The following is a 23,307-nucleotide window of genomic DNA, read 5'->3' as shown; positions in this document are numbered from 1 at the left end:
GCAGCGAATGGGCTTAATGCCCAGCACCGCCATGACCACCATGCCCACCCGCGCTGTGTCCTCCATAGCCGCCATCGACCTCTTGGGAGCCATGCTTCACTGCTCCATCGCAGGAACTCAAAAAGAATGGTCCTCCGATTAACCCAATAAGCACTGCAATCATTCTAAAGGCTTTCAACATGGATACTCCTTGTTAATAATCAACTCATTTACGCTTACTTTTTAAAGCGGCCAGTTTGTTTTGGACTAAAACGTCCACAGCCAAACCACTCACATCGATCGCATTGGTGACATGATGAATGGTATTACACGTGATGACTTGCACCCCTTTCATCGCAGATAATAGAGAATAAGCGTCTTCTGCAAACAGCGCATGCACACCAATACAAACGATGGACTTGCTCCCTGCTTGTTGTAAATGCTTCACCGTCTCTACCATGGTTCTGGCGGTGGAAATGATGTCATCGACGAGCACGAGTGTCGAAGATTCGAGCTCAGGAATATAGGGTACTGAAATAGTCACCTCTTTATCACCATGCCGAATCTTTTCCAAAATCGCATAAGGAAAACGACCTTTTTCTGCAATATCGGCAACCCACTGCTCACTTTCCATATCAGGACCAATAAGAATTGGCTTAGGAACATGATGTTTAATCCATGTGGCAATCATCGATGTGGCATGCAAAACAAAAGTGGGAATTGAGTAGATTTCATCTAAAGAGTGATAGCGATGCAAGTGCGGATCAATCGTCATGAGCCAATCGAATGAAGTCGATAAAATGTCCGCAAAATAACGTGAAGTAATTCCTTCTCCTTCGTGAAAACGTTTATCTTGCCGTAGGTAGGAAAGATAAGGAGCAATCAAACCGATTTTTTTAGCCCCCAACTCTTTAGCCGTTTTGGCAAAAAACAACAAAGGCAGTATTTTTTCATCCGGCTGGTTTAAACTGTCCACTACCATAATGCTGCGACTTTTAACCTCTGAATCAATTTTTAAGTACCATTCTGTATCAGGAAAACGGTGGAATGTGACCTTACCCACTTCCACTTGAAGTGTCTTTTGTAATTGTCCGGCAATTTCTGAAGAATCAAATAATGAACATAACAGAGGCTTCAAGAATTTTCTCCTAAAATAATGATGTCTTGTTTATCGCGAAGTAAATCACAGGCGTAATGGAGCTCCCCTGAAGACTCCGAATGAATTGTAAACAAAGGTTCGCCTTTTTCAACGGATTCGCCGACATGGGAATGGAGGTCAATACCCGCCGATTTCGATTTAGGCGCACCAGCAAGCTTAGCTATTTTTGCAAGCTTTCGATTGTCAATGAGGGAGACTTTTCCTGCCTTTGCAGCCACAACAGGATAAGTAAAACGTGCCTTGGTCAATTCCCTCATCCCACCCTGAGCCTCACAAATGGCCTGAAATTTCTTAAACGCTTGTCCACTATCCAATAATTGCGTCGCAATGGATTTACCTAAACCCGTTGGTACTTTCGAAGAACACTCTAACGCAGCACCTGCAAGCGTCAACGCTCGTTCACGCAAATCATTGGGCGCATCAGGCAACCCTTGTAATACTGCCAATACATCGCGAGCTTCTAACGACGGGCCAATGCCATGGCCTACCGGCTGCGTCCCATCCGTAAATAAAGTATGGACAACAAGCCCTAACTCGTTACCTACCTCCTCAAGCAATTGTTTCAGAAGGAGCGCCATAGACTGATTCCTCACTTTGGCAGTAGGTCCTACGGGGATATCAATAACCGCGTGTGTGGCCCCTGTTGCAATTTTTTTAGAAAGAATGGAAGCCACTAATTGCCCTTCACTATCTAAATCAATGGCTCGTTCCACACGGATGAGCACGTCATCAGCAGGACTTAAACTCACAGCCCCACCCCATACGATACAGCCGTTTTCTTGTTCAACCACTTGGCGCATCTTTTGGGGACTTAAGTGGACTGGAGCTAAAGTCTCCATGGTATCCGCAGTCCCCGCGGGTGATGTAATGGCACGCGATGATGTTTTTGGAATCATCAATCCAAAAGCGGCCACAATGGGAACTACAATCAGAGTTGTGCGATTTCCCGGCAATCCTCCCACGCAATGTTTATCGACGACCAGAGGTGAAGACCAGGATAAGCGATCACCACTGTCTATCATGGCTTTGGTGAGTTTCATGATTTCCGTACGGGTTAGACGTCCTGCACTACTTGCCGCTAAAAAAGCGGAGATTTGTACATCAGAAAGACGACCGCTTAACACATCATCAATGATGATCTTCATTTGTTCATAAGACAGTTCTTTGCCATAAATCTTGGTATGCACATAGCTTAAGGATTCCAAGGGTTTTGGATGGGAGACCTGAATTTCATCGCCTTCTTTGGCATGTAAAGACTCCCAGGCGTAATCCGACAAACCAGCCTCACCAGGCTGAAGTAGCTCTGAGGTCACCACATTAAGAGTGGCTATCATAGAGTGCTGACCTAAAGTCACTTGGATACGCGTCTGTACTTCGAATCCTTCCGAATGACAAACATGACAATCCTCGCGCATGTAAATAATAGCTTCGTGATAAGTTTTAATCCCTAAATGTTTTAACCGAAGCCCATGAGAGGTTTTCTTACTCACCACAATTCCTCCGTTTGCAGATAAGAAGGAATGGTGCAAGAAAAACCTAATTGCTTCTCAATCTTCTGTTTTAGCGATTGGGCGCTGTGAGGCTCCCCATGGGTGATAAAAACCTTTTTAGGCGGATTAGTCAAATGAGTTAGCCATTCTAACAATTCCAGGTAGTCGGCATGAGCCGATGTACTGCTCATGACTACGACCTTAGCTTGTATCGGAATAAAACTCCCGTGAATTTTGACTTGCTTCTCCCCATTCACAATTCGAGCACCACGAGTGCCACCTGCCTGAAAGCCAGTAAAAAGTAGAGTATTTTTAGGATTAGGCGCAAAGGCTTTTAAATGATGCAGAATGCGGCCGCCTTGCGCCATGCCGCTGGCCGCTATGATGATTTGCGGCATGTGATGACGGTCAATCTCCTTGGACTCCTCAGGTGTGTTCACATAGGTGGCAACATGGCATAGTCCACGACATTGTTCTGCAGTTAAATGGTGGTCTTCTTTATAAGCGCAGAGTAAATGAGTGGCATCAATGGCCATGGGGCTGTCTAAAAAGACAGGAAGGTCTTTGGGAATTTGCCCTTGTCGTTTCAGTTCATAAATAAAATAAAGAAGACTTTGCGCACGCCCTACTGCAAACGCAGGAATAATGACTGAGCCCCCTCGTTTAACGGTTTGATTAATCACCTGAGCCATTTGGGGTAAGGGATCTGTGGCATCATGCAATCGGTCACCATAGGTGGACTCCATCACCAGATAATCCGTTTCTTGAATGAAGGCAGGGGCTTTCATAACGGGATCATAAGGACGGCCAATGTCTCCAGTAAACACAATGGAACCCTTTTGGGTTTTTATTTTGACCATGGCCGCACCCACAATGTGACCGGCACGATGATACTCAAAACTGAAATCATGGAATAATTGATGCGGGGTATCAAAATCAATGGTTTCAAAATACTGCAATGCTGTCCGAGCTTCTTTTTCAGTATAAAGAGGAAGAGCAGGTTGGTGTTTGGAGAATCCATACTTATTGGCCAAGCGTGCTTCTTCTTCCTGCAGATGACCACTGTCGGGTAACAAAATGGAACACAGTGCTTTGGTACCCGGTGTTGTATAAATTTTGCCTTGGAATCCGTTTTTGACGAGCAAGGGAAGATAGCCTGAATGGTCAATATGCGCATGAGTGATAATCACCGCATCAATATCATGGGGATCAATTGGCAAGGGCGCCCAGTTACGTAATCGTAATTCTTTGTAGCCTTGAAAAAGACCGCAATCAATCAGGATTTTTTTAGAACCAATGGTCAAAAGATATTTAGAACCAGTAACCGTCTCAGTTGCTCCTAAAAAAGTTAATTTCATCTTGCCTCCGTTAAGTCTGCTGTTTTTTTCAAATCCACTTGCCAACGCCACATCACATAAACCACAGGAATCACAATTAAGGTCAGTAAAAGGGCAGAAAAAACCCCACCGACCATGGGTGCTGCAAGACGCTTCATCACATCAGCCCCAATGCCTGTAGCCCACATCACCGGTAATAGGCCAATGATGTTAGCAAGACCCGCCATGGCCATGGGACGAATGCGGGACACCGCACAAAGCTGTACCATTTGAATTAAATCCGGGAGGGTTTTGAGTAATCCCTTTTCTTTTTGTTCATTGTAATCGGAATCAAGGTAAGCGAGCATCACCGCACTGGTTTCAGCCGCAACACCAGCAAGTGCAATCATCCCCACCCAAACAGCAATACTCATGTTGTACCCTAATACATAAAGCAGTAAAAAGCCGCCAAATAAAGCAAAGGGAACGCCTAACATCACCATCAAGGTCTCGGTGATGGTGCGGAAGGTAAAGTAAAATAAGACAAAAATGATGGCCAAGGTCAGTGGCACAAAAATTTTAAGTCGCTCATAGACCCGTTGCATGAACTCGTACTGACCTGACCATGCCAACGTATAACCTGGTGGCAATTTCACTTTGGCGTTGACCGCTTGCTTTAACTCCTCCACATAGCCGCCAATGTCCCGGCCACTGATGTCAATGAACACATAACCTGCTAGCATGCCATTCTCATCGCGAACCATAGCAGGTCCTGAACGAAACGTTAAAGTCACCAATTGCGCGACAGGTACCTCCGCACCACTGGGTGTTTTGACTAAAATACGATTGAGCTTGTCAGGGTCGTCGCGTAATTCCCGCAAATAACGCACATTCACTGGGTAGCGCTCACGCCCTTCAATCGTGGTGGCAATGTTTTCACCACCAACGGCCGATTCAATGATGCGATTAACATCCATAATGGTTAAACCATAGCGAGCCAACTGGTCCCGATTAATTTGAAAATCAAGGAAGTAGCCTCCAGCCACCCGCTCTGCATAGACGTTACTTGTGCCCTTTACTTCTTTGGCCACCATTTCAATTTCTTTGCCAATGGCTTCAATCTTTTTAATGTCTGGGCCAAAAATTTTAATCCCTACGGCCGTTCGAATGCCTGTGGTGAGCATGTCATTACGCGCTTTAATGGGCATGGTCCAGGCATTACTCACACCTGGGAATTGCAACGCTTCATCCATCTCTTTCACCAGGCTTTCATAAGTCACTCCTTTGCGCCAAAATTCTTTAGGCTTTAACTCCACAATCACTTCCATCATATTAAATGGAGAAGGGTCGGTGGACGTTTCGGCTCTTCCCGTCTTGCCAAAAACGTGTGCCACCTCTGGAAATGCTTTTAATTTCTTATCCATTTCTTGAAGTAAAGCCGTCGCTTGAGTGACTGAAATACCTGGTAAAGTAACCGGCATATACAAAATCGTCCCTTCATAAAGAGGGGGCATGAATTCAGAGCCAATGAGTTTATAAAGAGGAATGGTGGCCATAGCCAATACAATGGCAATTCCCACCACAAATTGGCGATATCTCAAAGCAAGCCTCAACACGGGCGCGTACATGGCTTGCATCCACCGCGTAATCGGATGTTTTTGTTCAGGGATGATTCGACCACGCACCAAAAGAGGCAATAGGACAGGAATTAAGGTGATGGCGAGTAAGGCACTCATGAAAATGGCCAAGTTCTTGGTATAAGCCAAGGGCGAAAACAGCCGCCCTTCTTGAGCTTCCAAGGTAAAAACAGGCATGAAGGAGATGGCAATGACCAAAAGGGATGAAAAAATCGCAGGCCCTACTTCTTTCGCCGAATCGATTAACACCTGGGTGCGATCGCCTGGACTTCCTTTTGCTTCCCAATCCGCTAAGCGTTTATGGGCATTATCGACCATGATGATGGCCGCATCGACCATATCACCGATGGCGACAATAATGCCACCAATGGACATGATATTCAGTCCGACATGTAAGAAATAAATGGGGATAAACGAAATCAAAATCGCCAGTGGCAAGGTAATAATAGGAATGAGTGCGGAACGAAAATGACCTAAAAACACAATAATGAGTAACCCAACCACGACGAGCTCTTCAATCAAGTTCCAATTGGCGGTGGAAATCGCTTCTCTAATGAGATTACTGCGATCATACACAGTAACCATTTTTATACCTTCCGGGATGGCTGAAGCTAATTCTTTCAATTTATCCTTGATGCGACCAATTACTTGCAGCACGTCTTCCCCAAAGCGCATGATGACAATACCGCCCACGGCTTCGCCTTGGCCATTTAAATCGACCACCCCGCGGCGCATGTCCGAGCCAAGTTGTACTGTGGCGACATCACGCAGTAAAATCGGTGTGCCATTGGCATTGGTGCCCACGGCAATTTTTTCAATATCCTCAGTAGACTTAATGTATCCGCGACCACGAATCATGTACTCCACGCCCGAAAACTCAATGACTCGACCACCGGTGTCGTTATTACTCATACGAATTTTTTCAACAATCTCAGGAACCGATAGGTTGTAGGCAAGGACTTTGACTGGATCCAAATTGACTTGGTATTGCTTGACAAAACCTCCCACACTGGCTACTTCAGACACCCCAGGAACCGCTCTTAACCAATAGCGCAAATACCAATCCTGAAATGTGCGTAACTCAGCCAGGTTATGCTTGCCATTGTCATCCACCAAGGCGTATTGATAAATCCAACCCACCGGTGTCGCATCAGGGCCCAATTGAGGAGTCACTCCTTCGGGCAATTTTCCAGACAGCTGACTCATGTATTCTAAGACCCGACTTCGCGCCCAATAAATATCCGTACCATCCTCAAAAATGATGTAGACATAAGAAAAGCCAAAATCAGAAAATCCCCGCACAGCTACTACTTTTGGTGCTGACAACAATGCAGTTACAATAGGATACGTGACTTGATCTTCGATGAGATCGGGCGAACGTCCCATCCAGGTCGTATACACAATGACCTGAGTGTCTGAAATGTCAGGCAATGCGTCCATACGGGTATTCTTCAAGGCCATATAGCCCATGAAAGAAAACCCGAGCACAAAAAGCAACACAATAAAACGATTGCGTGCACAAAACTCAATAATCCGTTCAACCATAAAATCCCTTTATTCCAAGGCCAAATCACGCCTCTTTATTAGAGCTTCTTTCCTATTGTAGAGGCTCGGTAAGAAAGTCTATTGATGTTGCATACCTCCCATGGCCGCTTTCAACTGGCTCTCTGAGTCAATGAGGAAATTGGCAGACGTAATAATTTGATCGCCCTCTTTAACCCCTTTGATTATCTCAAGCAAATCCCCTGCCCTAACCCCTAAGGTCACGTCCCGCCATTCAATTTTGCCATTACCATGGTAAATAAACACCACTGCGCGCTCACCTGTGAGTAGAACAGCATTTTTAGGGACCACAAGACGTTCACCCAAAGGTACTTTGAGTTCCAGATTCACATACATGCCCGGTTTTAATTGCTCCTTCTGGTTGTCCACTTCAAAGCGAACCTTGGCTGTACGTGTTTTCATGTCAATCGTAGGGTAGATAAAATCAAGCTTGGCCTTAAATAATTCATTGGGCAAGTAGGTAAGGGTCAAATCAGCCATTTGACCAAGACGAATATAAGGAAGCTCATATTCGTAAATGTCCCCTAAAACCCACAAGCGTGATAAATCAGCAATGGTATAGAGTTCATCTCCTGGCTCAATGCGCATGCCCACCAGCGCCATTTTTTTAAGCACCGTACCTTGGATGGGGGAATGAATCGTCATCGTCCGAGTGATTTTGCCCGTACGTCTTAATTGCTCAATGTCTTTTTCGGAAATCCCCCACAGCAACAACCTTTGGTGGGCTGCTTGAAAAGCAGACTGCGCACCACGAGCCGCACTCGATGTCGTATTTTTGCTTAATATTTTTTGGGCATTAAGGGCGAGCAAATATTCTTGCTGGGTGGCGACCAATTCAGGACTGTAAACGGTGAAAAGAGCTTGGTCTGCTTTGACTTTTTCTCCAGTAAAATTAATGAATAAGTTCTCAATCCACCCATCAAAGCGCACATGAATATGGGCAACACGCCGCTCATCGGCTTCAACACGCCCCACGGTACGGATTATTTTTTCAACCACTTGGCGACGCACCGGCTCTGACGTAATGCCAATGGCTTGTAAACGAGCCGGATCAATCACAATCTCATTTCCTTGAGTGGACTGTTTCATGTCCATCTTGTCATGATTATCCATGGCCTGTTGCGCCTGAGTTACCTGCAACAACGAAAGTAAACTCAAGATAACCACACCCTTGATTATCATCTTAAAATTCATAAGAACGTCCCTGTGCTTTCTTCGATTTGTGCTATCGCTTTTTCATGTTCAGCGAGTTCACCGTGCCATTCCAATTCATTTTCTTGCAGCGTCAATAAATTATTCAGCATCGTTAAGAAATCCACTTTGCCCACGCCGTAGGTGGCTTGCGATGAAGTAAATGTTAAGCTGGCTTGTGGAATGATGGTATGTTGAATCAGATGAATGAGTTTTGCAGAGCGCTCTGCCAACAAATAAGCATTTTTCACTTGAAAAGAAAGCATACGATAGGTGGTCTGCAAATCCTCAATATCCGCATTATACCGCGCAAGTGATTCGCGCACGGCATGATTTTGCTTTTGCATGAAATAAAGAGGCACGGTTGCTTTTAACAAGACTTGATAGCCTTTGGTGTGCATTCCCGTATCATGAAGTCGTCCCCCTTCGATTTCCACATCCGGGAAATACTCCATTTTACTTAAGCGGATGGCTTGCCGTCCTTTTTGAACAGCACGTTGCTGCATGATTAATTGCGGCGCTCGGCTCTTAACGAGCGTATAAAAATACTCTAAATTATGACACATTGGCGTTACAGGGAGCACTGCTGGTGTATGGATTGTAATTTCTAAAGAACGATTTAAAAGGCGATTGATACCCGCCTGCAGGGATCCCCGTTGTTGCTTTAAGATGACTAAACGCATCAGCAGACGAGAAATCTCAGTTTGGGCACGATAAATATCTTGTTGTGGTGTTTTCCCCACACTGTAATTGGCTTCGGAACTCTTTTCCATTTCATGAAGAAGCTCTTGGTTTCTTTGTACGATTTCAATGGATTTATTGACAAAATAAAGGTCGTAATAAAGCCGTTTTAATTCAGCAATAACGGCGAAACTAGTGGCTTGATATTCTGCTTCCGCTCTTTTGGCCTCTAGCGTTGCTATCCTTCCTCGCACAATGAGTTTACCAGGAAAAGGAATTTCTTGTTGGCCACCCAACATTTGCTCTCGCCTTGGATCCACATCCATAGGGATATTCTCAGACATGTTGATGTACCCTGCATTCAACTTGGGATCAGGTAACGCACGCGCTTGTGGAATCACATGGATTGCTGCCAGCAGTCGGTCGCGTGCCGCACGAATTTGAGGATTGTTTTGCGTGGCCTCATTGATTAGCTGCGATAAAGCAGGCGGTATCTTGGCATAAGATACTGGTCCTGTAAAACATGAAAAACCTAAGAGAATAGTCCAAATCATTTTTTTAACACTAAAATGCTTCATTTGGTGCCTTCCTTAGCCGCTTCTGAGCTTCTATCACTAACAAAGGCACCATGCCTAATAGAATCCAAACAACGCACTGAGTGAGTGAGACCGGTTCAATGCCAAATAATTCGCGCAGCGCCGGGATATGATGAATCAAGACCTGCAGGGAAAAACTGATGCTCACAATAAAAAAGAGTCTTAAATTGGAAAACAATCCTACTTGCCAGATGTTCTTCGTGTCGCTTCGTGCTCCAAAGGCCCGTAAAAGTTCGGCGGTTACTAAGACAGAAAACGCCGCATCCTGGGCTTGGACTAAATCCTTATCGATTAAATATTCATAAGCAAACACACCAAGAGTGACTAAAGCCGTTAAACAACCCACAAAGGTTACTCGTTTGAAAAACGCCATATCCATCATGGATTTTTGCGTGGCTCTGGGGGGACGATTCAAAATCCCTGGCTCTGACATATCGGTAGCTAAGCCAATGGCCGGTAAACCATCGGTTACTAAGTTAATCCATAATAATTGGATAGGAAGCAACGGCAATGGCCAACCAATTAAAAGGGCTACAAACACAACCAGTAACTCCCCACTATTGCCTGCTAATAAAAAGCCAAGTGTTTTGGCAATGTTATCGTAAATAGTCCGGCCTTCTTCAATGCCCGCCACAATCGAGGTGAAATTATTGTCCATGACAATGATGTCAGAGGCTTCCTTGGTAACTGCAGTGCCTGTTTTTCCCATCGCAATCCCCACAGATGCTTCTTTTAAAGCAGGTGCATCATTCACCCCATCGCCTGTCATCGCCACCACCATTTGTTGTTTTTTCCAGGCCCGTACGATTTTTAATTTATGCTCCGCAGTCACACGAGCATAAACAGCAATGTCTTTGACGCAATGGTTAAACTCCTCCTCTGACATGTTTTCAAGTTCGTTGCCAGTGAGCAATCGATCCCCTGCCTCCAAAATGCCAAGCTCTTTGGCAATGGCTTTTGCTGTATCAGGATGGTCTCCTGTAATCATCACTGGTTTAATGCCAGCCTTTTTACAGCGACTGATGGATTCCTTGCTACTCGCATGAGGGGGGTCCTGAAGACCAATAAGACCTAAGAAAACCAGGTTATTTTCAATCTCTTCCTCTTCTTTTTCTAAAGCTATAGGCTCTATTTGACGCTCAGCAAAAGCTAACAGTCTTAATGCTTCGCTGGCCATGAGTTCGCAGGATTGTTTCATGCGCGCTTTATCATTAGGTGTTAATTTTTTAATGCCTGTTTTGGTCAAAATATAGGTGCAGCGCTCCAAAATGAGTTCGGGTGCTCCCTTAACAAAAGCGATGTTTTGATGGTCTTGTCGACACACAACCGTCATGCGTTTGCGTTCGGAACTAAAGGGTAACTCTTTGATGCGAGGATAAGAGGATCGCAGTTCCCCTTGCCAAACGCCTCCTTTGGCTGCAGCAACCAAAAGAGCCACTTCAGTTGGGTCTCCCACGGTTGTCGTCTGTCCATTTTGCTCGCTAAATTCTGCGTTATTACAAACTGTCATTGCTCGTAAGGTAGCTTGCAACAACGTGTCATCAGACACATTAATTTCCTGGCCTTGTAGTGAAAATCCCCCTGTCAGGTTATAACCCTCTCCCTGAATGCTATAAACATCACTTGCTGTCACAAGCTTACGCGCCGTCATTTCCCCTACCGTCAACGTTCCTGTTTTATCGGTGCAAATGACTTGTAAACAGCCGAGTGTTTCAACCGCCGATAATCGCCTTACCAGTACGGCACGCCGTACCATACGCTGCACGCCAAGCGCTAAAGCCACTGTGACTACAGCAGGTAATCCTTCAGGAATTGCAGCCACTGCAAGACTGACTGAACTCATGAACAAACTGAAGATAGGGATGTTACGTAAGAGACCTAAGCCAAAAATGGCAATGATAATGAAAAAGCAAAGCCACAATAGACGAGAACCCACTTGATTGAGTTTTTTCTGCAAAGGCGTTTCATCACGAGACGCTTCACCCAGCATTTTGGCAATGTGCCCCATTTCCGTTTGCATACCAGTCGCCACGACAAGCGCGCGACCTGTGCCATCGGCTATAGAGGTGCCCATAAACACCATGTTTTTACGATCGGCTAGAGGCGTTTCTTTAGCACAAATCTCTAGGTTTTTAGCGACTGGTATCGATTCTCCGGTGAGTGGTGCTTCATTGACTTTAAGCGCTGATAATTCAAAAAGGCGAGCATCGGAAGCGATTAAATCACCGCTTTCAAATAGAAGAATATCTCCTGGTACGATATCAGAAGCAGCTATCACCCTCACGCGGCCATCTCGCAACACGGTGGCTTTAGGAGCGGCCATTTGTTGAAGAGCAAGCATGGCGCGATCGGCACGATATTCTAAAACAAATCCAATGATGGCATTTAAAATGACAATGGCCAAAATGGCAATGGCATCGGCTTTTTCATCCAACAAAAAAGACACAACAACAGCACCTAAAAGCACCCAGGTGACCACACTTGCAAATTGTTGCAAAAAAATGAGGAAAGGAGACGTTTTTTTCTGTTGACTCAGCAGGTTGAGTCCCACTTCTTTTAACCGCTGTTGTGCTTCTTTCTCAGATAGTCCTAAAGATAAGTCAGTTTCAAACAACAATGCCATATCTGCAGGTGATTTTTCGTGCCACTGTTCTGCCATAACAGCCATCCTTTGCATTCGCCATCCATTATGATGTGGTGCGCATCATTTTATCCCAATTTTTAGTGCCCAAATAGTTCTTATTTAATAGAGTGAGCGCTCATGTTAACCTTTAGGATTGAGTAAAAGATTTTAGTGTTAGCGACCACCACCGCCACCATGACCAACATGGCCTTGAGCGACATGTTCTTCCAGACTCTTAGTATTCTTACTGCTCGTGCCACTGCTCATGCATGCAGTAAGAATAAAACAACACGCCAAAACCATCCAATGACTTTGTTTCATGATGATTTCTATCCTTGATTTTAAAGGGAAATAATTACAATATAGACTCTTTGGTATGGATAAGTCAAAACAAAGTGTTCTCTGCTTTGACAGACAGTTAGCTAAGAATAACCTTTGAGAAACCCAATTAAAATGTCTTGATGTGTCCTCAAAAAAACCTAAAAAGATTTAGCGTGCAAAAGAAAATTTTGTCCCTTTGTTTTGAATTAATTGAATGATAGTTGAATTGTTTTTAGCTCACTTTTTTCGTATCCTAAACCGATTCAAAATTTGAGCTGGTTTTTTGAAATATTAAACTATTAATTGACACATATCACATCAATTTCGTCATCCCAATCAATTACATCGATGACGCTCCTAATAAACATTTAAGATACCTCTACTTATATTTAATGCCTGTCTTAAAAGGACAATCATGATATCATTCTATATGCTGATCAAAATAAATAGCTTACAGAATAGGACTATAAGAAATTATTTTATAACCAATTGGTTTTCTTGGAGACAAAAATATTGTGAAGAAATTTGCCATCACCCTAATGAGCTTGATATTCATTAACTTATATCATCCCACTGCTTTCTCGGAAAAGCCTAATCAGCGCATGATGAACAATCAAGCAACACATTCTTTGAAATCAAAAAATACCTTGCAATTATCTATTCAAGAGATAATGGATAAAAAGGACAAGAAACTGGTGTTCATCAAATTAATTGACACAAAAAACAATAAACCAATCACCTTAAACGATCTTATTGAAGCACATACACAAAAGATTCATTTGTTGATTATCGATGATAGCCTCCTTGACTATAGTCATGTCCATCCAGTCGAAACAACGATACCAGGCATCTATCAATTTGAATGGCAGCCTACGCTTAAGAGTGCCTCCTATCGAGCATGGGCTGATCTTATACCGACTAATACAAAAACCCAAGAATATGTAGTTGCCGATTTACCTTTCCCAAAGACAAAAAAGAAATTGGAAAATCCTATTCATCGACAACCATTATTTGAAAGTAGTGTTGATGGCTACCATTTTAAATTGTCTTTTGATAAAACACCATTGCACGTCGGTCAAGCAGTCATGGGCAAAATTGACATCACCGATGCAAAGGAAAACCCAGTTCATACCTTAGAGCCCATTATGGGTGCTTATGCCCACATCGTTGGTTTTAATGAGGACTTTAAAACAGTAACTCATGTTCATCCAATGGGCAAGGAGCCTACAAATAATACGGAACGAGGAGGACCTGAATTGCTATTTCATATAAAACCTAACAAAGTAGGATTTATTAAAATGTTCGCCCAAGTGCAAATCGATGGGAAAACACTGTTTGTTCCGTTTGGAGTTACAGTAAATTCATAAAAATCTTGCTGGAAAATCCCCAGAATAATGATATCCACCAATTGAAGAGTTAAGGCGATTAAAGGTGGCATTGCAGCACTTACTGCATCCGTGTAAACAGCATCGACCGAATAACCTCTGCCCTTCTTTTCACCACATTGGAGCCTAAGGAGAATCATCATGACTAATTCACATGGAACTATGATTATCTTAGGCGGTGCAATAATAATCAGCACAAGAAAATAATTACTTTTTCTCCAGTCTTTGGTATCTTTAATCACATTGTCTTTGCAAGCAGAAGACGTTGAACTGATTTAATCAGTGGTTTAATTTTTCTCATGGCCTTTTGCGGTAAGAGAGCAAATCCCTCGCTCAGGATTAGGCTCAACCTCTCGCCCAAGAATGGCACTTAATTCCTCAGCTCCTCCAACGTATTGACTATCAAGCCATATTTGAGGAACAGTTATCGGTGTTTTTGCACCAACAATGGGCTTAACCCGTGCCAGCATCTCATACAAATCCCTTGGATTTTTTACCACATCGTGAAATTCATAAGAAAGTTTGGCTTCTTCGAAATACTGTTTGGCATGCTGGCAGTGGATGCAATGGGGTTTACCAAAAATATGATTCCCCGTTAATGTGGTTTGTTTTGCATGGGCCTCAATCACCGCTTGAGTTAACACCCCACGATTCAGAGCATGGCCTTGGCTAATCACTTTACCCTCAACCAGTACAATAGGGGCATGCCACGCCCCTTTCAATAACGGCTTCCACCACTCATTAAGCCAGGCATGAATGTCCAATTCGACAGGAATGTCTTTTAAATCCGTTGCAATCGCATCCAAGATAATATCCTTGGTGAGCGAACATTCACCACAAGGGACTTTGATTTTGAAAGCCCCATATTGTCCTTCCCAACGATACAGTGTGATTTTGACTGACATATTAGAATGGCCTTTTCTTGTTCCCAATTAATGCTCAAAAATACCCATTAACACGATCACCATCATATCAATATAGAGGAACCTCCTTTTAATTCAATCTACTTTCTACCTATTGAATAATTTTTTTCACCTCTTTGCGATGCAGCAGATTACGAAAATAGCACCAGTCTTCCCTAACCCTCATATTTCTTTAATTGTTCTTGTTTTCTTAAATGGATTTCCTGTCTGTTAATGGATATATTTTTAGGAGCCTCAATACCCAACTTAAAGTTGCCAGGCTCAAGAGTCTTAAAGGGAGTAATAACTACCTTCTGATTGCCTTCCAGGGTAATAATTAAATCGGATTCAAAGGCTACGGTTCTTATTTCCATGTTAGTTTACTCGTTTTAGTTCAAAATAAATGCTGCAAAAAAGCATTAATTGATGGGTTTTCCCTATGCGGGCATTTTAATCTTAAAGCCAATGCCTGTTCAAACACAGTCCTCAAGAAAAATAGCTCCACTTACTACAGCGACCATCGCAACTCCATGGGTAGGGACAGACAAAAATGGAGGTTCTTTTTTTATTGCATAAAACCCATTAATGCTTGGCTTAACACCATCAAATGAATCCTGCACCTCATCGGATTGATACACATCCATTTGTTCCAGGCTGATGCCAATTAAATTATCCAAGGTCATGTTCAGCTCCCATAATAAAGAGCTTGGGATTATTTAAAACCTCCTGAATGAAAAGATCTTGTTTTTGTAAAGATGCCTTCCATTGTTCCCTGGAATATATTTTGGGATTAATTTCTCGCCCTAAACTAGCTTGAGCAGCATAAAGAGCCTCAACTGCTTCTGTAAAGTCAACCTCACCAATAATAAGCACATCAATATCACTTCCAAGGTTTTCAGTTCCTTTGGCCACCGAACAAAAAAAAAGCCACTTCAATTTTTTCAGCTAATGGAGTTAAAAAATCAAACAACACATCCACCAAACCAGACGTTTTCTTTAAAATGCTTGTAAGCTCCATATAAATAGGAAAATTTCGATTTGCTTGGTAATAAACTTGATTACCACTCTGCTCGCGCAGAAGTACTTTGGATTTAGCAAGTTTGGATAGTTCTCGATGAAGTGTACCCGCTGTGGTATTCGTTAACCGCGCAATCTCTCGGACATGATAACGCTCATCAGGATGAAGCAATAAAAGTGCCAGCACACGCCGCCGATATTCAGAAAACAATATTGAAGTATCAAACATGATTTTTATTTTGAAGCCAACTAAGCTTCAATCATAGCCTAAAAAGCTACACCATTCAATCAGATAAATAGGAAAACCAGAAAAATAAATATCAGTTATAAATCGACGCCCCACTGAAGAGCATCAACACTACAACCAATGACCTCAACGCTCTTGTGCCAAGACTTAAGGGCTCCGTCTTGGAGAAAGCATAAATGGTATTTCCCAATTACGTAATCGTATTATTGGATACGAAAGGGGATCTTGAATAGTTCTTTTCAATAATCAATAAACCCCTGCTCTTTATTACCACGGCTTCATATTAAAAGGAGATGGGTTAAAAATTTCTTGTTCCCCATCTTCAGATTTAGTATGTATCTCATTAGCTTCTTGTGTGGAGGATTGATCTTTATTAGACGGCCTGGGTTCCCTCGAAAGTGGATTTGGAGCAAAGCTTTGCTCTTTTGTTACCTCATCTCTTTCTTGTGCTTTCGGACTGGGTACGGGTACTAAATTATTTGCTAGCTGTTGGATAAATGCATCGTATAAAGCTAATGTGGGCATGGTAATGCGAAGAGAATGTATGTTTCCCTCCTCATCCTGAAGGATTTGTATGCAATCATCAGAAAGATGATTTTCTTCTTTAAATTCACTGAATTCGTTTATAATCGCTTCCATGAATTTTTTTAATTCATGTCGTTGCTTTGGAGTTAATTCATTAGGATCACATTGTAATTCAAGCTTAAGAGTCATTGATTCACGATCACTATCAACCAACAATTTCCCATCAGCAATTAATTTTTCAATTATTTCTGGGTCAAAACCAGACTCTAAATCAAGTTCTTCTGAACCAAACACTCCTACCAATTCATCTTCAGACCCAACTACTGTGCCTGATTTAGTTAGGAATTTATCTTCACCAGGACTCGCTTTTTCCTCAGATGTCTTCTTATCAGAGGTGGCACTATCACCTCCGCTACCACCCGCGCCATGTCCGGAACAAAGGCGCTTAGGTGCGATTTCTTTAAAACAAGTCGGACAGCGTACTTTTGCACCTTCCTCAGCAGCCTCTTTTTTTTCTGCTTCCTTTCTAAATTGTTGTAAAGCTAATGCTATAGAAGAGGTTTTGGGTTCATCTGCCGTTATGGATTCAAGGACAGGCTGATGCTTCTCTTTGTCTTTTTTCATGAGAATACTCCAGTGCAAGTTCATAATGGTTTCATCCGAATAAAGATTTACTTATCTGTTATTATACCGAGTTAAAAAACCCCAATTGTATATAAATTGTACATTTATTGGGTTACTCGTTTTTTTGACTTAAAACATCGAGTACATAGTCCCAAATTTTACCTGCTACATTAATTCCTTTCCCATCAGACGGATTGAGATGTAATTCAATGTAAGGGAAGCTATTATTTTCAATAATTCCAAATTGTTGCTTATGCCATGGAAGAGAAATGTCCTGACAAATAAAATCAAGACCCGTAAGCGGTATATTGAGGATTTTATGGGCTTTTTCCAATAATAGTTTGTTCTCAGGATGTATCAGATCGGTAACATCACTGATTTTTGCACCACTACTCATAGTAACTTTTTTTGCAATGAAGATTTGTTGTCCCTTGTTTATTAGCGTATTAAGAGCAACTCCCTGGGCTGACAAAATGTTTATCAAGTTGCTATTTGGAGTAATTTTATATGGATATTTACCATGACCTTCTTTCCACGTAACTTTATTTTTTTTATCAATTAACTCTTGAAGTGTAGTTACACCATCGCCAACAATGCTCTCAGGTTGTCTCCTCACACAAGCGATTAATGAATCATTAATAATTAATGACCGATAAACATCCCCAGGTATGTGTTTTTCAACCAGCACGCGAAAATCAACTTGCTTTACTATGTTTATCGCTTCTTTTAATTCATTTGGAGTTTGAATAGTACATGAAGTGTGAATACTTAGAGATTCAGATAATGGCTTAACCACAAGAGGAAATCCCAATGAAATGCCATAGTTGTAGGCTTTTTTGCTGGAAATAAAAACCCTCCCTAAGGGGCAGGGAATTTGGCTATCTAATAATTTTTTCTTGAGGATCCATTTATTATCATATTTAGTATCCTCATCAAAGCGTGTATTTTTTTGAGAAATAAGAGAGATTGGAGTCTGGATGAAATAATATTTTTTCCTATTGTAGACCAACTTAAAATACAGAGTATGCAAGTTAGATTCCTTAAAATTATACAGCTCTAGCCCTCTTTTTTGTGCTTCATCCCAAAATGCAAGGACACTGTTATTGAATTGTTTCCTATCAATGGTCTGAGTCTTGGTATATAGTTTTAGTTTTTGAAAAATATTAATGACCAACTGATTTAATAGGTTATTGAATCGTAAAAAATCATGCTCTGATAGGAGAAAGAGTTTAGATAAAAGATAGATAAATGGATTGAATATAAAATAATGGAATAAATTAAAAAATTTTCTTCGAAAATGAGAACGTTTTTCGGGATCACAGTGCTCACAATGTTTATTGTCCATATATGCTGTGGGAACAGGTTTTAATGATTTGCAAATGTCACGTGAAGATTTGATTTCTTTATGTTCATCAAAATTTTTAACATAAGCGCTCATAATTTATCCCCACAGACTCGCCCATTAGCTATCATTATATCGAGTTAAAACAGATCAATTGTATATAAAATGTACGGATGCGCCGTGTGTTTGCTTACCTACTGATATCTATGTAACACTGAACTTAAAAATCAATTCAGACTAAATTTGTTTAGAGAGTTTTCTTATTTAAAGAGGGGGGCTTAGACAGAACGAATGAAAGATAAATCAATATTGCTTGTAGAAGATAACGTTAAGTTAGCCAATTACCTCAAAGAAAGCTTACAAGAAGCAGGTTATGATGTTTCTATTGAAAAACGTGGTGATAGAGCGGTCTATCGCATCATTCGTGAGCAACCTTGCCTAGTAATCTTAGATATAATGCTTCCTGGCATGAATGGAGATCAAATATGCCATACCATTAGAGATGAGTATTTGGGGAAAATACTCATGCTAACAGCAATTAATGATATTGAAAGTGAAGTATCCTCTTTAAATTTAGGAGCAGATGACTACTTAACTAAACCTGTTGCAGACGAGGTTTTGAAAGCAAGAATAGAGGCATTGTTACGTCGACCCAATTTAGTTAATAATCAAAATCAATTTCAATTTGGCAATTTTTCTATCAATTTTAGTACTAAGAGTGTTCATCTCTTTGATGAAGAAATTTCAATAAGTACCAGTGACTTTGAAATGCTTGCTTTGTTGGTTAAGAACCATGATAGGTTGCTGAGTCGAGATAGCATTATGTATGCTCTTTCTGGGCATGAATATGATGGGGTTGATAGAGGTATCGATTTAAAAATATCACGTTTAAGAAAAGCATTGAATGATAATAATAAAAAGCCCTATCGTATAAAAACAATCCATAAAAAAGGATATATATTTGTATCAGCGGCTTGGGAATAAATACAGATCACAGCCACCGATCTTATGTAAGACTTATGAAATATAGTAAAAAATTCTTTTGCCTCGACCTTGAGATTTTTCGTCCAGTTATGAAAGCTTCACCAAATATATCGCAAATCTATAATCATTTACCATCGACAAAAGTATCATTTTACGCTTGTACATTATATATACATTTGAGCCGAGTGTTTTTGATAAAATCAACCTATTATTTTAAGTAATAGTCGAGATGAGCCATGAAAGACGCTGCAATAGAAATCTTAATATATAAACCAGATCCAGATCATCCACTGCCTGAAAATCAGAGAGGTGTGGTGATAAATCCTTACTTAAAACAACGGTTCAAGCAATTTGTTCCAATTGGCGTCTATTTAGAAGGCTCTGATTTGAAGTATTATTTTTTTGATCAGTGTGATAAATCCCCAAAAATCTATAGTAGTTTGGATGAACTCAAACGAGACTTACCGGAAGAACTAGACAATATATTTGAGAAGAACCCAAAATTATTTATTATGGGCCATGCTGGTGGTGGCGAATATGGTATGGGTAATTGCCATGGCCCAAGTGAGCAGTTATATGATAATCATTTTGATAATTTATTACATGGTTTTAAACGAGCATTGCCCGCACATCATGTTGAAGTTTATGTGACTTTAGAAGGTTGTAATACAGACAATCAACTTAATGCTGCAGCAAACTCACAGGAAAAAACATTTTTAGAAAGAGTATCAGTGAAACATCCAGAAATCACGTTTGGTGGAACTGGACCATGGAATGCGCAAGATGTACAGACCGGCTTCCGATCCCTTTCGCCGGCATCCCCTATCACATCGATGGCAGGAAATATTTGGAAGGCTGGAAACAGTGTTATTTTTCATCATGGTGAATATCAAGTTGCCGTTCGAAAATCTTTATTTGCCTCAACACAAACAGCTAAAGAATTAAAAGTGAACACCATAGAATATGCCCGTGCAATTCTAGGTAAAGACGGAGCCGATGAACTGATAGCAAAAATCGCTTTAAATCGAGATATTCTAAACATTCAAGATTTAAAGAAAATTGAGGGTTTCCCAGAATTGCGATTTAAAGGAGAAGATGTTGCAAAGTTTGTTGAACAGGAAAATCAAATATTAGGTAAAGAACAAGAAAATTATTTAACACGTGTCCGTGATATCTTAGGTCGGGCGGACCCTATAGAACAACTGACAGATAGAGATGTACTAGAACTTCTCTTAGGTTTAAAAGAACCTTCTGTATTTAAAGGTCATGAAGACTTGCTAGAGTCAATTCTAGTTAATAAAGATTTGTTAAACCTGGCAATGGTAAGTTGTGGAAAAGTCCTTATTGGTGGACCAAGTAATGATAGCGTCATTGCTTTATTATTAAAACATGGCGCTGATATTAATAGTGCTGATAAAAAAGGCATGACGGCTTTGCACTATGCGGTACAGAATTTTTATAATTATAGAAAAGAGCCGTTACATCTCATTAAAAAGTTATTAGAGTGTGGTGCTAGTCTTGAAGTGCGAAATGAAAAAGGACAGGCTCCTATCGAGACAGCGCAAGAACATAGCAAAGATGGAAGAGTAACTGCTAGTGATAAGCTTCTCGCATCTTTGAAATCTAGCAATTCGCCACCAACTCCCATAGAACTAAAACAATCTGTTAGACAAATATTTCAGATGAGTCAACACAAGGCTGATGAACTACTTTCATTACCTATTGCGAAACGTGAATATAGCAAATGCAGTGAAGGCACTCTTTATATTCCTGAAGATGTAGTGGAAAAATTGCATGGAATCTTGCAATCTGCAACGGGGAGTAATGAACTATTATCGGCGTTTGAATCAGAGCTTAGTGTGGTTATCAGCGCTCTTGAAAAAGGAATTGGAACTGGAGAAGCGATTGATGGTGAGGAAGATGAGTTTATCCCTAAACGTTTTGAAAATGCAAAACTCCAGTTAACAGCGGTTATCGACGCACTGGTTGAGATGAAACAAGAGATGGATACTTCAAAAGATGCTACAGTTGAGGACCAACTTCCAAAACTAAAATCTTAATCGTTGAGAATATATTGGAAGTACTATGGTGAATCGAGCACCTTTTAATATCGGTGATTGTGTAGCCATGACCTTTCCTCCGTGGAGATTAACAACTTTTTTAACAATAGCTAATCCTAACCCAATATGTTTATCTCCAATTCCTGCGTCCTCAGCAATTGTATATTCAGAAAAAATGTCATCCGCACCATCATCCGGCAAGCCTGGGCCATCATCGTCTACGTGAAGTAAAATATGACTATTATCCAGCGAAATGGTTAAAGAAATAGTGTGCTCTGCAAATTTCATGGCATTTGTAATCAAATTGGTAACAGCGTGTTTTAAAATATTTTCATCTATGTATGCTTTCAAAGAATTTAACTCATTAGAATGAAATGTAATTTCAAATGTTGAGGAAGAATAAGACTCTAATAATTTTCTTAACCATACTATTATATCGGTCTCAGACTGTTTTAATTTCAATTCGTTTGAATGCATTTTTGAGTAAATCAAAAAAGTGCTGACGAGCCGATTCATATCTGCAATATCTTCTTGTATGCTGTTTATCTGTTTATTGAGCAATGCATCTTCAGCGTTTTTCCTTTTGATACTATCCGTCGCCATTTGTATGGTTGACAAAGGGGTCCTAATTTCATGCGCGACAAACCGGCACAATTGTTTATGTGATTCAATCAGTTCTTTTAATTGCTCACCCATTTGGATGATATTCCTATACAGCCCATACAAAACAGAGGTAGTACCTATTTTCCGATGAAAATCAAAGTTCCCTTGACTGAAATTTTTAGTTATCTGATACACCTTTTTCATATTTCTAACAAAAAGCAATGAAAATAAGGCAATAAGACAAAGGGATATAAAAAAGAAAGTTCCTATAAAATAATACATCACATCACTGATTCTTGCCATAACTGGTAGATAGCTTAGTGGGCCAATTTTGAGTATTCCACCACTAAAACGATAATAGAGAATAACAATTTGTGACGAGTTTTTATTGGTTTCAAATACTAGACGCTTTGTTGATAAAGAATTAATTATATTACCTGGTAAGTATTTACTTTTAGTTTTATAAACATGAAGAGGGAAACCATATATTTTTTCTAAATGTAATAGTTCATTACTCCAGGTATTTTTTGATTTTGATAATAAATGTTGAACGACTTGTTTTAAAACAGGATTCATATAATTAAAAATAATTTCGCCAGGATCTGAAAAATTGTAAGCTAATGCATATGGGGTATTACCAATTTTTTTATACGCAGTATGTTCTACAATGACCTCGTTTAGAAATTGATAGGTTGTACCTGATAAAAAAATGATTTCATCATTATTTAATTGATTATTCTGCACCAGGGTGAGTTTTAGACTGTCGATTGCTATAAGATGAATAACATTATCTGTTTTCTTCTTTATTATCGCATCCCAGTTTGATTTCGGGTTATTAATTAACTCTTTTTCTAAACTAATTAAAAGCCCTTGCGAGGTCGTTTTTCCAGCATTAACAACTATCTTTGTCTCAACTGACTTTAAATATTTAAAAAATGCCAAAACAAGAATTAAAAAAATCACAAAGAACGCAGTCAAAATTTTAATATAAATATTAAATTTCATTACTAGGCACTCTAAATAAAAATAATAGATGCCTTTTCACAAGAAAGTACTCTGGAT

The 23,307-nt window shown here is 40.7% G+C and carries 20 protein-coding genes; 3 read left to right on the top strand and 17 right to left on the bottom strand.

Features of this window, described 5'->3' with window-relative positions:
- Positions 1-13: 13 nt before the first annotated feature.
- The 9 genes from ACWTEW_RS01085 to ACWTEW_RS01045 form a co-directional block, all read right to left on the bottom strand.
- Positions 14-181, bottom strand: coding sequence for a hypothetical protein (locus tag ACWTEW_RS01085; RefSeq protein ID WP_015961484.1), 168 nt, complete (start codon positions 179-181; stop codon positions 14-16).
- A 24-nt stretch (positions 182-205) separates the two neighbouring features.
- Complete coding sequence (locus ACWTEW_RS01080) at positions 206-1,117, bottom strand: ribose-phosphate pyrophosphokinase (RefSeq protein WP_021460732.1); 912 nt, start codon at positions 1,115-1,117, stop codon at positions 206-208.
- Positions 1,114-2,628 carry a thymidine phosphorylase family protein gene (locus ACWTEW_RS01075; protein WP_025519943.1) on the bottom strand — a complete coding sequence of 505 codons (1,515 nt, stop codon included), beginning with the start codon at positions 2,626-2,628 and terminating at the stop codon, positions 1,114-1,116. Before ACWTEW_RS01075 ends, ACWTEW_RS01080 begins: the two co-directional genes overlap by 4 nt.
- Positions 2,625-3,986: an MBL fold metallo-hydrolase RNA specificity domain-containing protein gene (locus tag ACWTEW_RS01070; RefSeq protein ID WP_021460526.1), complete on the bottom strand. Its 1,362-nt coding sequence runs from the start codon at positions 3,984-3,986 to the stop codon at positions 2,625-2,627. Before ACWTEW_RS01070 ends, ACWTEW_RS01075 begins: the two co-directional genes overlap by 4 nt.
- Positions 3,983-7,126, bottom strand: a complete 3,144-nt coding sequence (locus ACWTEW_RS01065; RefSeq protein WP_454783452.1) for an efflux RND transporter permease subunit — start codon at positions 7,124-7,126, stop codon at positions 3,983-3,985. Before ACWTEW_RS01065 ends, ACWTEW_RS01070 begins: the two co-directional genes overlap by 4 nt.
- A gap of 78 nt (positions 7,127-7,204) precedes the next feature.
- On the bottom strand, positions 7,205-8,338 hold the full coding sequence (locus tag ACWTEW_RS01060) for an efflux RND transporter periplasmic adaptor subunit (RefSeq protein WP_021460528.1): 1,134 nt from the start codon (positions 8,336-8,338) through the stop codon (positions 7,205-7,207).
- Positions 8,335-9,594, bottom strand: a complete 1,260-nt coding sequence (locus tag ACWTEW_RS01055; protein ID WP_021460529.1) for a TolC family protein — start codon at positions 9,592-9,594, stop codon at positions 8,335-8,337. The genes ACWTEW_RS01060 and ACWTEW_RS01055 overlap by 4 nt, the downstream gene beginning before the upstream one ends.
- A complete protein-coding gene (locus ACWTEW_RS01050) occupies positions 9,581-12,271 on the bottom strand; it encodes a cation-translocating P-type ATPase (RefSeq protein ID WP_031301740.1) in 2,691 nt (896 codons plus the stop codon). The genes ACWTEW_RS01055 and ACWTEW_RS01050 overlap by 14 nt, the downstream gene beginning before the upstream one ends.
- A gap of 138 nt (positions 12,272-12,409) precedes the next feature.
- Positions 12,410-12,556, bottom strand: coding sequence for a hypothetical protein (locus ACWTEW_RS01045; protein WP_021460531.1), 147 nt, complete (start codon positions 12,554-12,556; stop codon positions 12,410-12,412).
- 515 nt (positions 12,557-13,071) lie between these two features.
- On the opposite strand from ACWTEW_RS01045, the gene ACWTEW_RS01040 reads away from it, so the two are divergent.
- On the top strand, positions 13,072-13,923 hold the full coding sequence (locus tag ACWTEW_RS01040) for a hypothetical protein (protein WP_021582650.1): 852 nt from the start codon (positions 13,072-13,074) through the stop codon (positions 13,921-13,923).
- Between the two features lie 305 nt (positions 13,924-14,228).
- On the opposite strand, the gene ACWTEW_RS01035 is transcribed toward ACWTEW_RS01040, so the two are convergent.
- From ACWTEW_RS01035 to ACWTEW_RS01005, 7 genes are all read right to left on the bottom strand, one after another.
- Positions 14,229-14,846 (bottom strand): glutaredoxin family protein, encoded by a 618-nt coding sequence (locus tag ACWTEW_RS01035; RefSeq protein ID WP_021460532.1) that lies wholly within the window; start codon positions 14,844-14,846, stop codon positions 14,229-14,231.
- A 173-nt stretch (positions 14,847-15,019) separates the two neighbouring features.
- Positions 15,020-15,217 carry a carbon storage regulator gene (locus ACWTEW_RS01030; RefSeq protein WP_021460533.1) on the bottom strand — a complete coding sequence of 66 codons (198 nt, stop codon included), beginning with the start codon at positions 15,215-15,217 and terminating at the stop codon, positions 15,020-15,022.
- Positions 15,218-15,316: 99 nt separating this feature from the next.
- Positions 15,317-15,526 carry a hypothetical protein gene (locus ACWTEW_RS01025; RefSeq protein ID WP_029345383.1) on the bottom strand — a complete coding sequence of 70 codons (210 nt, stop codon included), beginning with the start codon at positions 15,524-15,526 and terminating at the stop codon, positions 15,317-15,319.
- The gene (locus tag ACWTEW_RS01020) at positions 15,513-15,755 is read right to left on the bottom strand and encodes a nucleotidyltransferase domain-containing protein (RefSeq protein ID WP_021460535.1); all 243 of its coding nucleotides are present in this window, start codon (positions 15,753-15,755) and stop codon (positions 15,513-15,515) included. Before ACWTEW_RS01020 ends, ACWTEW_RS01025 begins: the two co-directional genes overlap by 14 nt.
- Entirely contained in the window at positions 15,739-16,089 is a 351-nt protein-coding gene (locus tag ACWTEW_RS01015; RefSeq protein ID WP_021460536.1) for a winged helix-turn-helix domain-containing protein, read from the bottom strand. The genes ACWTEW_RS01020 and ACWTEW_RS01015 overlap by 17 nt, the downstream gene beginning before the upstream one ends.
- 285 nt (positions 16,090-16,374) lie before the next feature.
- Positions 16,375-17,256, bottom strand: a complete 882-nt coding sequence (locus ACWTEW_RS01010; RefSeq protein WP_454783451.1) for a hypothetical protein — start codon at positions 17,254-17,256, stop codon at positions 16,375-16,377.
- Positions 17,257-17,368: 112 nt separating this feature from the next.
- Complete coding sequence (locus ACWTEW_RS01005) at positions 17,369-18,694, bottom strand: hypothetical protein (RefSeq protein WP_454783450.1); 1,326 nt, start codon at positions 18,692-18,694, stop codon at positions 17,369-17,371.
- 195 nt (positions 18,695-18,889) lie between these two features.
- Here ACWTEW_RS01005 and ACWTEW_RS01000 point away from each other — a divergent pair, with 195 nt between their 5' ends.
- Positions 18,890-19,582, top strand: coding sequence for a response regulator (locus tag ACWTEW_RS01000; protein WP_021460541.1), 693 nt, complete (start codon positions 18,890-18,892; stop codon positions 19,580-19,582).
- A 236-nt stretch (positions 19,583-19,818) separates the two neighbouring features.
- Positions 19,819-21,642: an ankyrin repeat domain-containing protein gene (locus tag ACWTEW_RS00995; protein WP_454783449.1), complete on the top strand. Its 1,824-nt coding sequence runs from the start codon at positions 19,819-19,821 to the stop codon at positions 21,640-21,642.
- Here the strand turns inward: ACWTEW_RS00995 and ACWTEW_RS00990 are convergent.
- Positions 21,631-23,250, bottom strand: coding sequence for a sensor histidine kinase (locus ACWTEW_RS00990; RefSeq protein ID WP_454783448.1), 1,620 nt, complete (start codon positions 23,248-23,250; stop codon positions 21,631-21,633). The two genes, ACWTEW_RS00995 and ACWTEW_RS00990, sit on opposite strands and share 12 nt — an antisense overlap.
- Positions 23,251-23,307: the final 57 nt, after the last annotated feature.

Source organism: Legionella stuttgartensis, from assembly GCF_977063405.2.
Note: the sequence above shows the minus strand (reverse complement) of the source record. Positions and strands in the feature narration are given on the sequence as shown.

Excerpts from the sequence above, each read along its gene's own strand:
- ACWTEW_RS01085 (WP_015961484.1), bottom strand. The coding sequence starts at position 181 with ATGTTGAAAGCCTTTAGAATGATTGCAGTGCTTATTGGGTTAATCGGA.
- ACWTEW_RS01070 (WP_021460526.1), bottom strand. The coding sequence starts at position 3,986 with ATGAAATTAACTTTTTTAGGAGCAACTGAGACGGTTACTGGTTCTAAA.
- ACWTEW_RS01065 (WP_454783452.1), bottom strand. The coding sequence starts at position 7,126 with ATGGTTGAACGGATTATTGAGTTTTGTGCACGCAATCGTTTTATTGTG.
- ACWTEW_RS01060 (WP_021460528.1), bottom strand. The coding sequence starts at position 8,338 with ATGAATTTTAAGATGATAATCAAGGGTGTGGTTATCTTGAGTTTACTT.
- ACWTEW_RS01055 (WP_021460529.1), bottom strand. The coding sequence starts at position 9,594 with ATGAAGCATTTTAGTGTTAAAAAAATGATTTGGACTATTCTCTTAGGT.
- ACWTEW_RS01050 (WP_031301740.1), bottom strand. The coding sequence starts at position 12,271 with ATGGCAGAACAGTGGCACGAAAAATCACCTGCAGATATGGCATTGTTG.
- ACWTEW_RS01045 (WP_021460531.1), bottom strand. The coding sequence starts at position 12,556 with ATGAAACAAAGTCATTGGATGGTTTTGGCGTGTTGTTTTATTCTTACT.
- ACWTEW_RS01035 (WP_021460532.1), bottom strand. The coding sequence starts at position 14,846 with ATGTCAGTCAAAATCACACTGTATCGTTGGGAAGGACAATATGGGGCT.
- ACWTEW_RS01030 (WP_021460533.1), bottom strand. The coding sequence starts at position 15,217 with ATGGAAATAAGAACCGTAGCCTTTGAATCCGATTTAATTATTACCCTG.
- ACWTEW_RS01025 (WP_029345383.1), bottom strand. The coding sequence starts at position 15,526 with ATGACCTTGGATAATTTAATTGGCATCAGCCTGGAACAAATGGATGTG.
- ACWTEW_RS01015 (WP_021460536.1), bottom strand. The coding sequence starts at position 16,089 with ATGTTTGATACTTCAATATTGTTTTCTGAATATCGGCGGCGTGTGCTG.
- ACWTEW_RS01010 (WP_454783451.1), bottom strand. The coding sequence starts at position 17,256 with ATGAAAAAAGACAAAGAGAAGCATCAGCCTGTCCTTGAATCCATAACG.
- ACWTEW_RS01005 (WP_454783450.1), bottom strand. The coding sequence starts at position 18,694 with ATGAGCGCTTATGTTAAAAATTTTGATGAACATAAAGAAATCAAATCT.
- ACWTEW_RS01000 (WP_021460541.1), top strand. The coding sequence starts at position 18,890 with ATGAAAGATAAATCAATATTGCTTGTAGAAGATAACGTTAAGTTAGCC.
- ACWTEW_RS00995 (WP_454783449.1), top strand. The coding sequence starts at position 19,819 with ATGAAAGACGCTGCAATAGAAATCTTAATATATAAACCAGATCCAGAT.
- ACWTEW_RS00990 (WP_454783448.1), bottom strand. The coding sequence starts at position 23,250 with ATGAAATTTAATATTTATATTAAAATTTTGACTGCGTTCTTTGTGATT.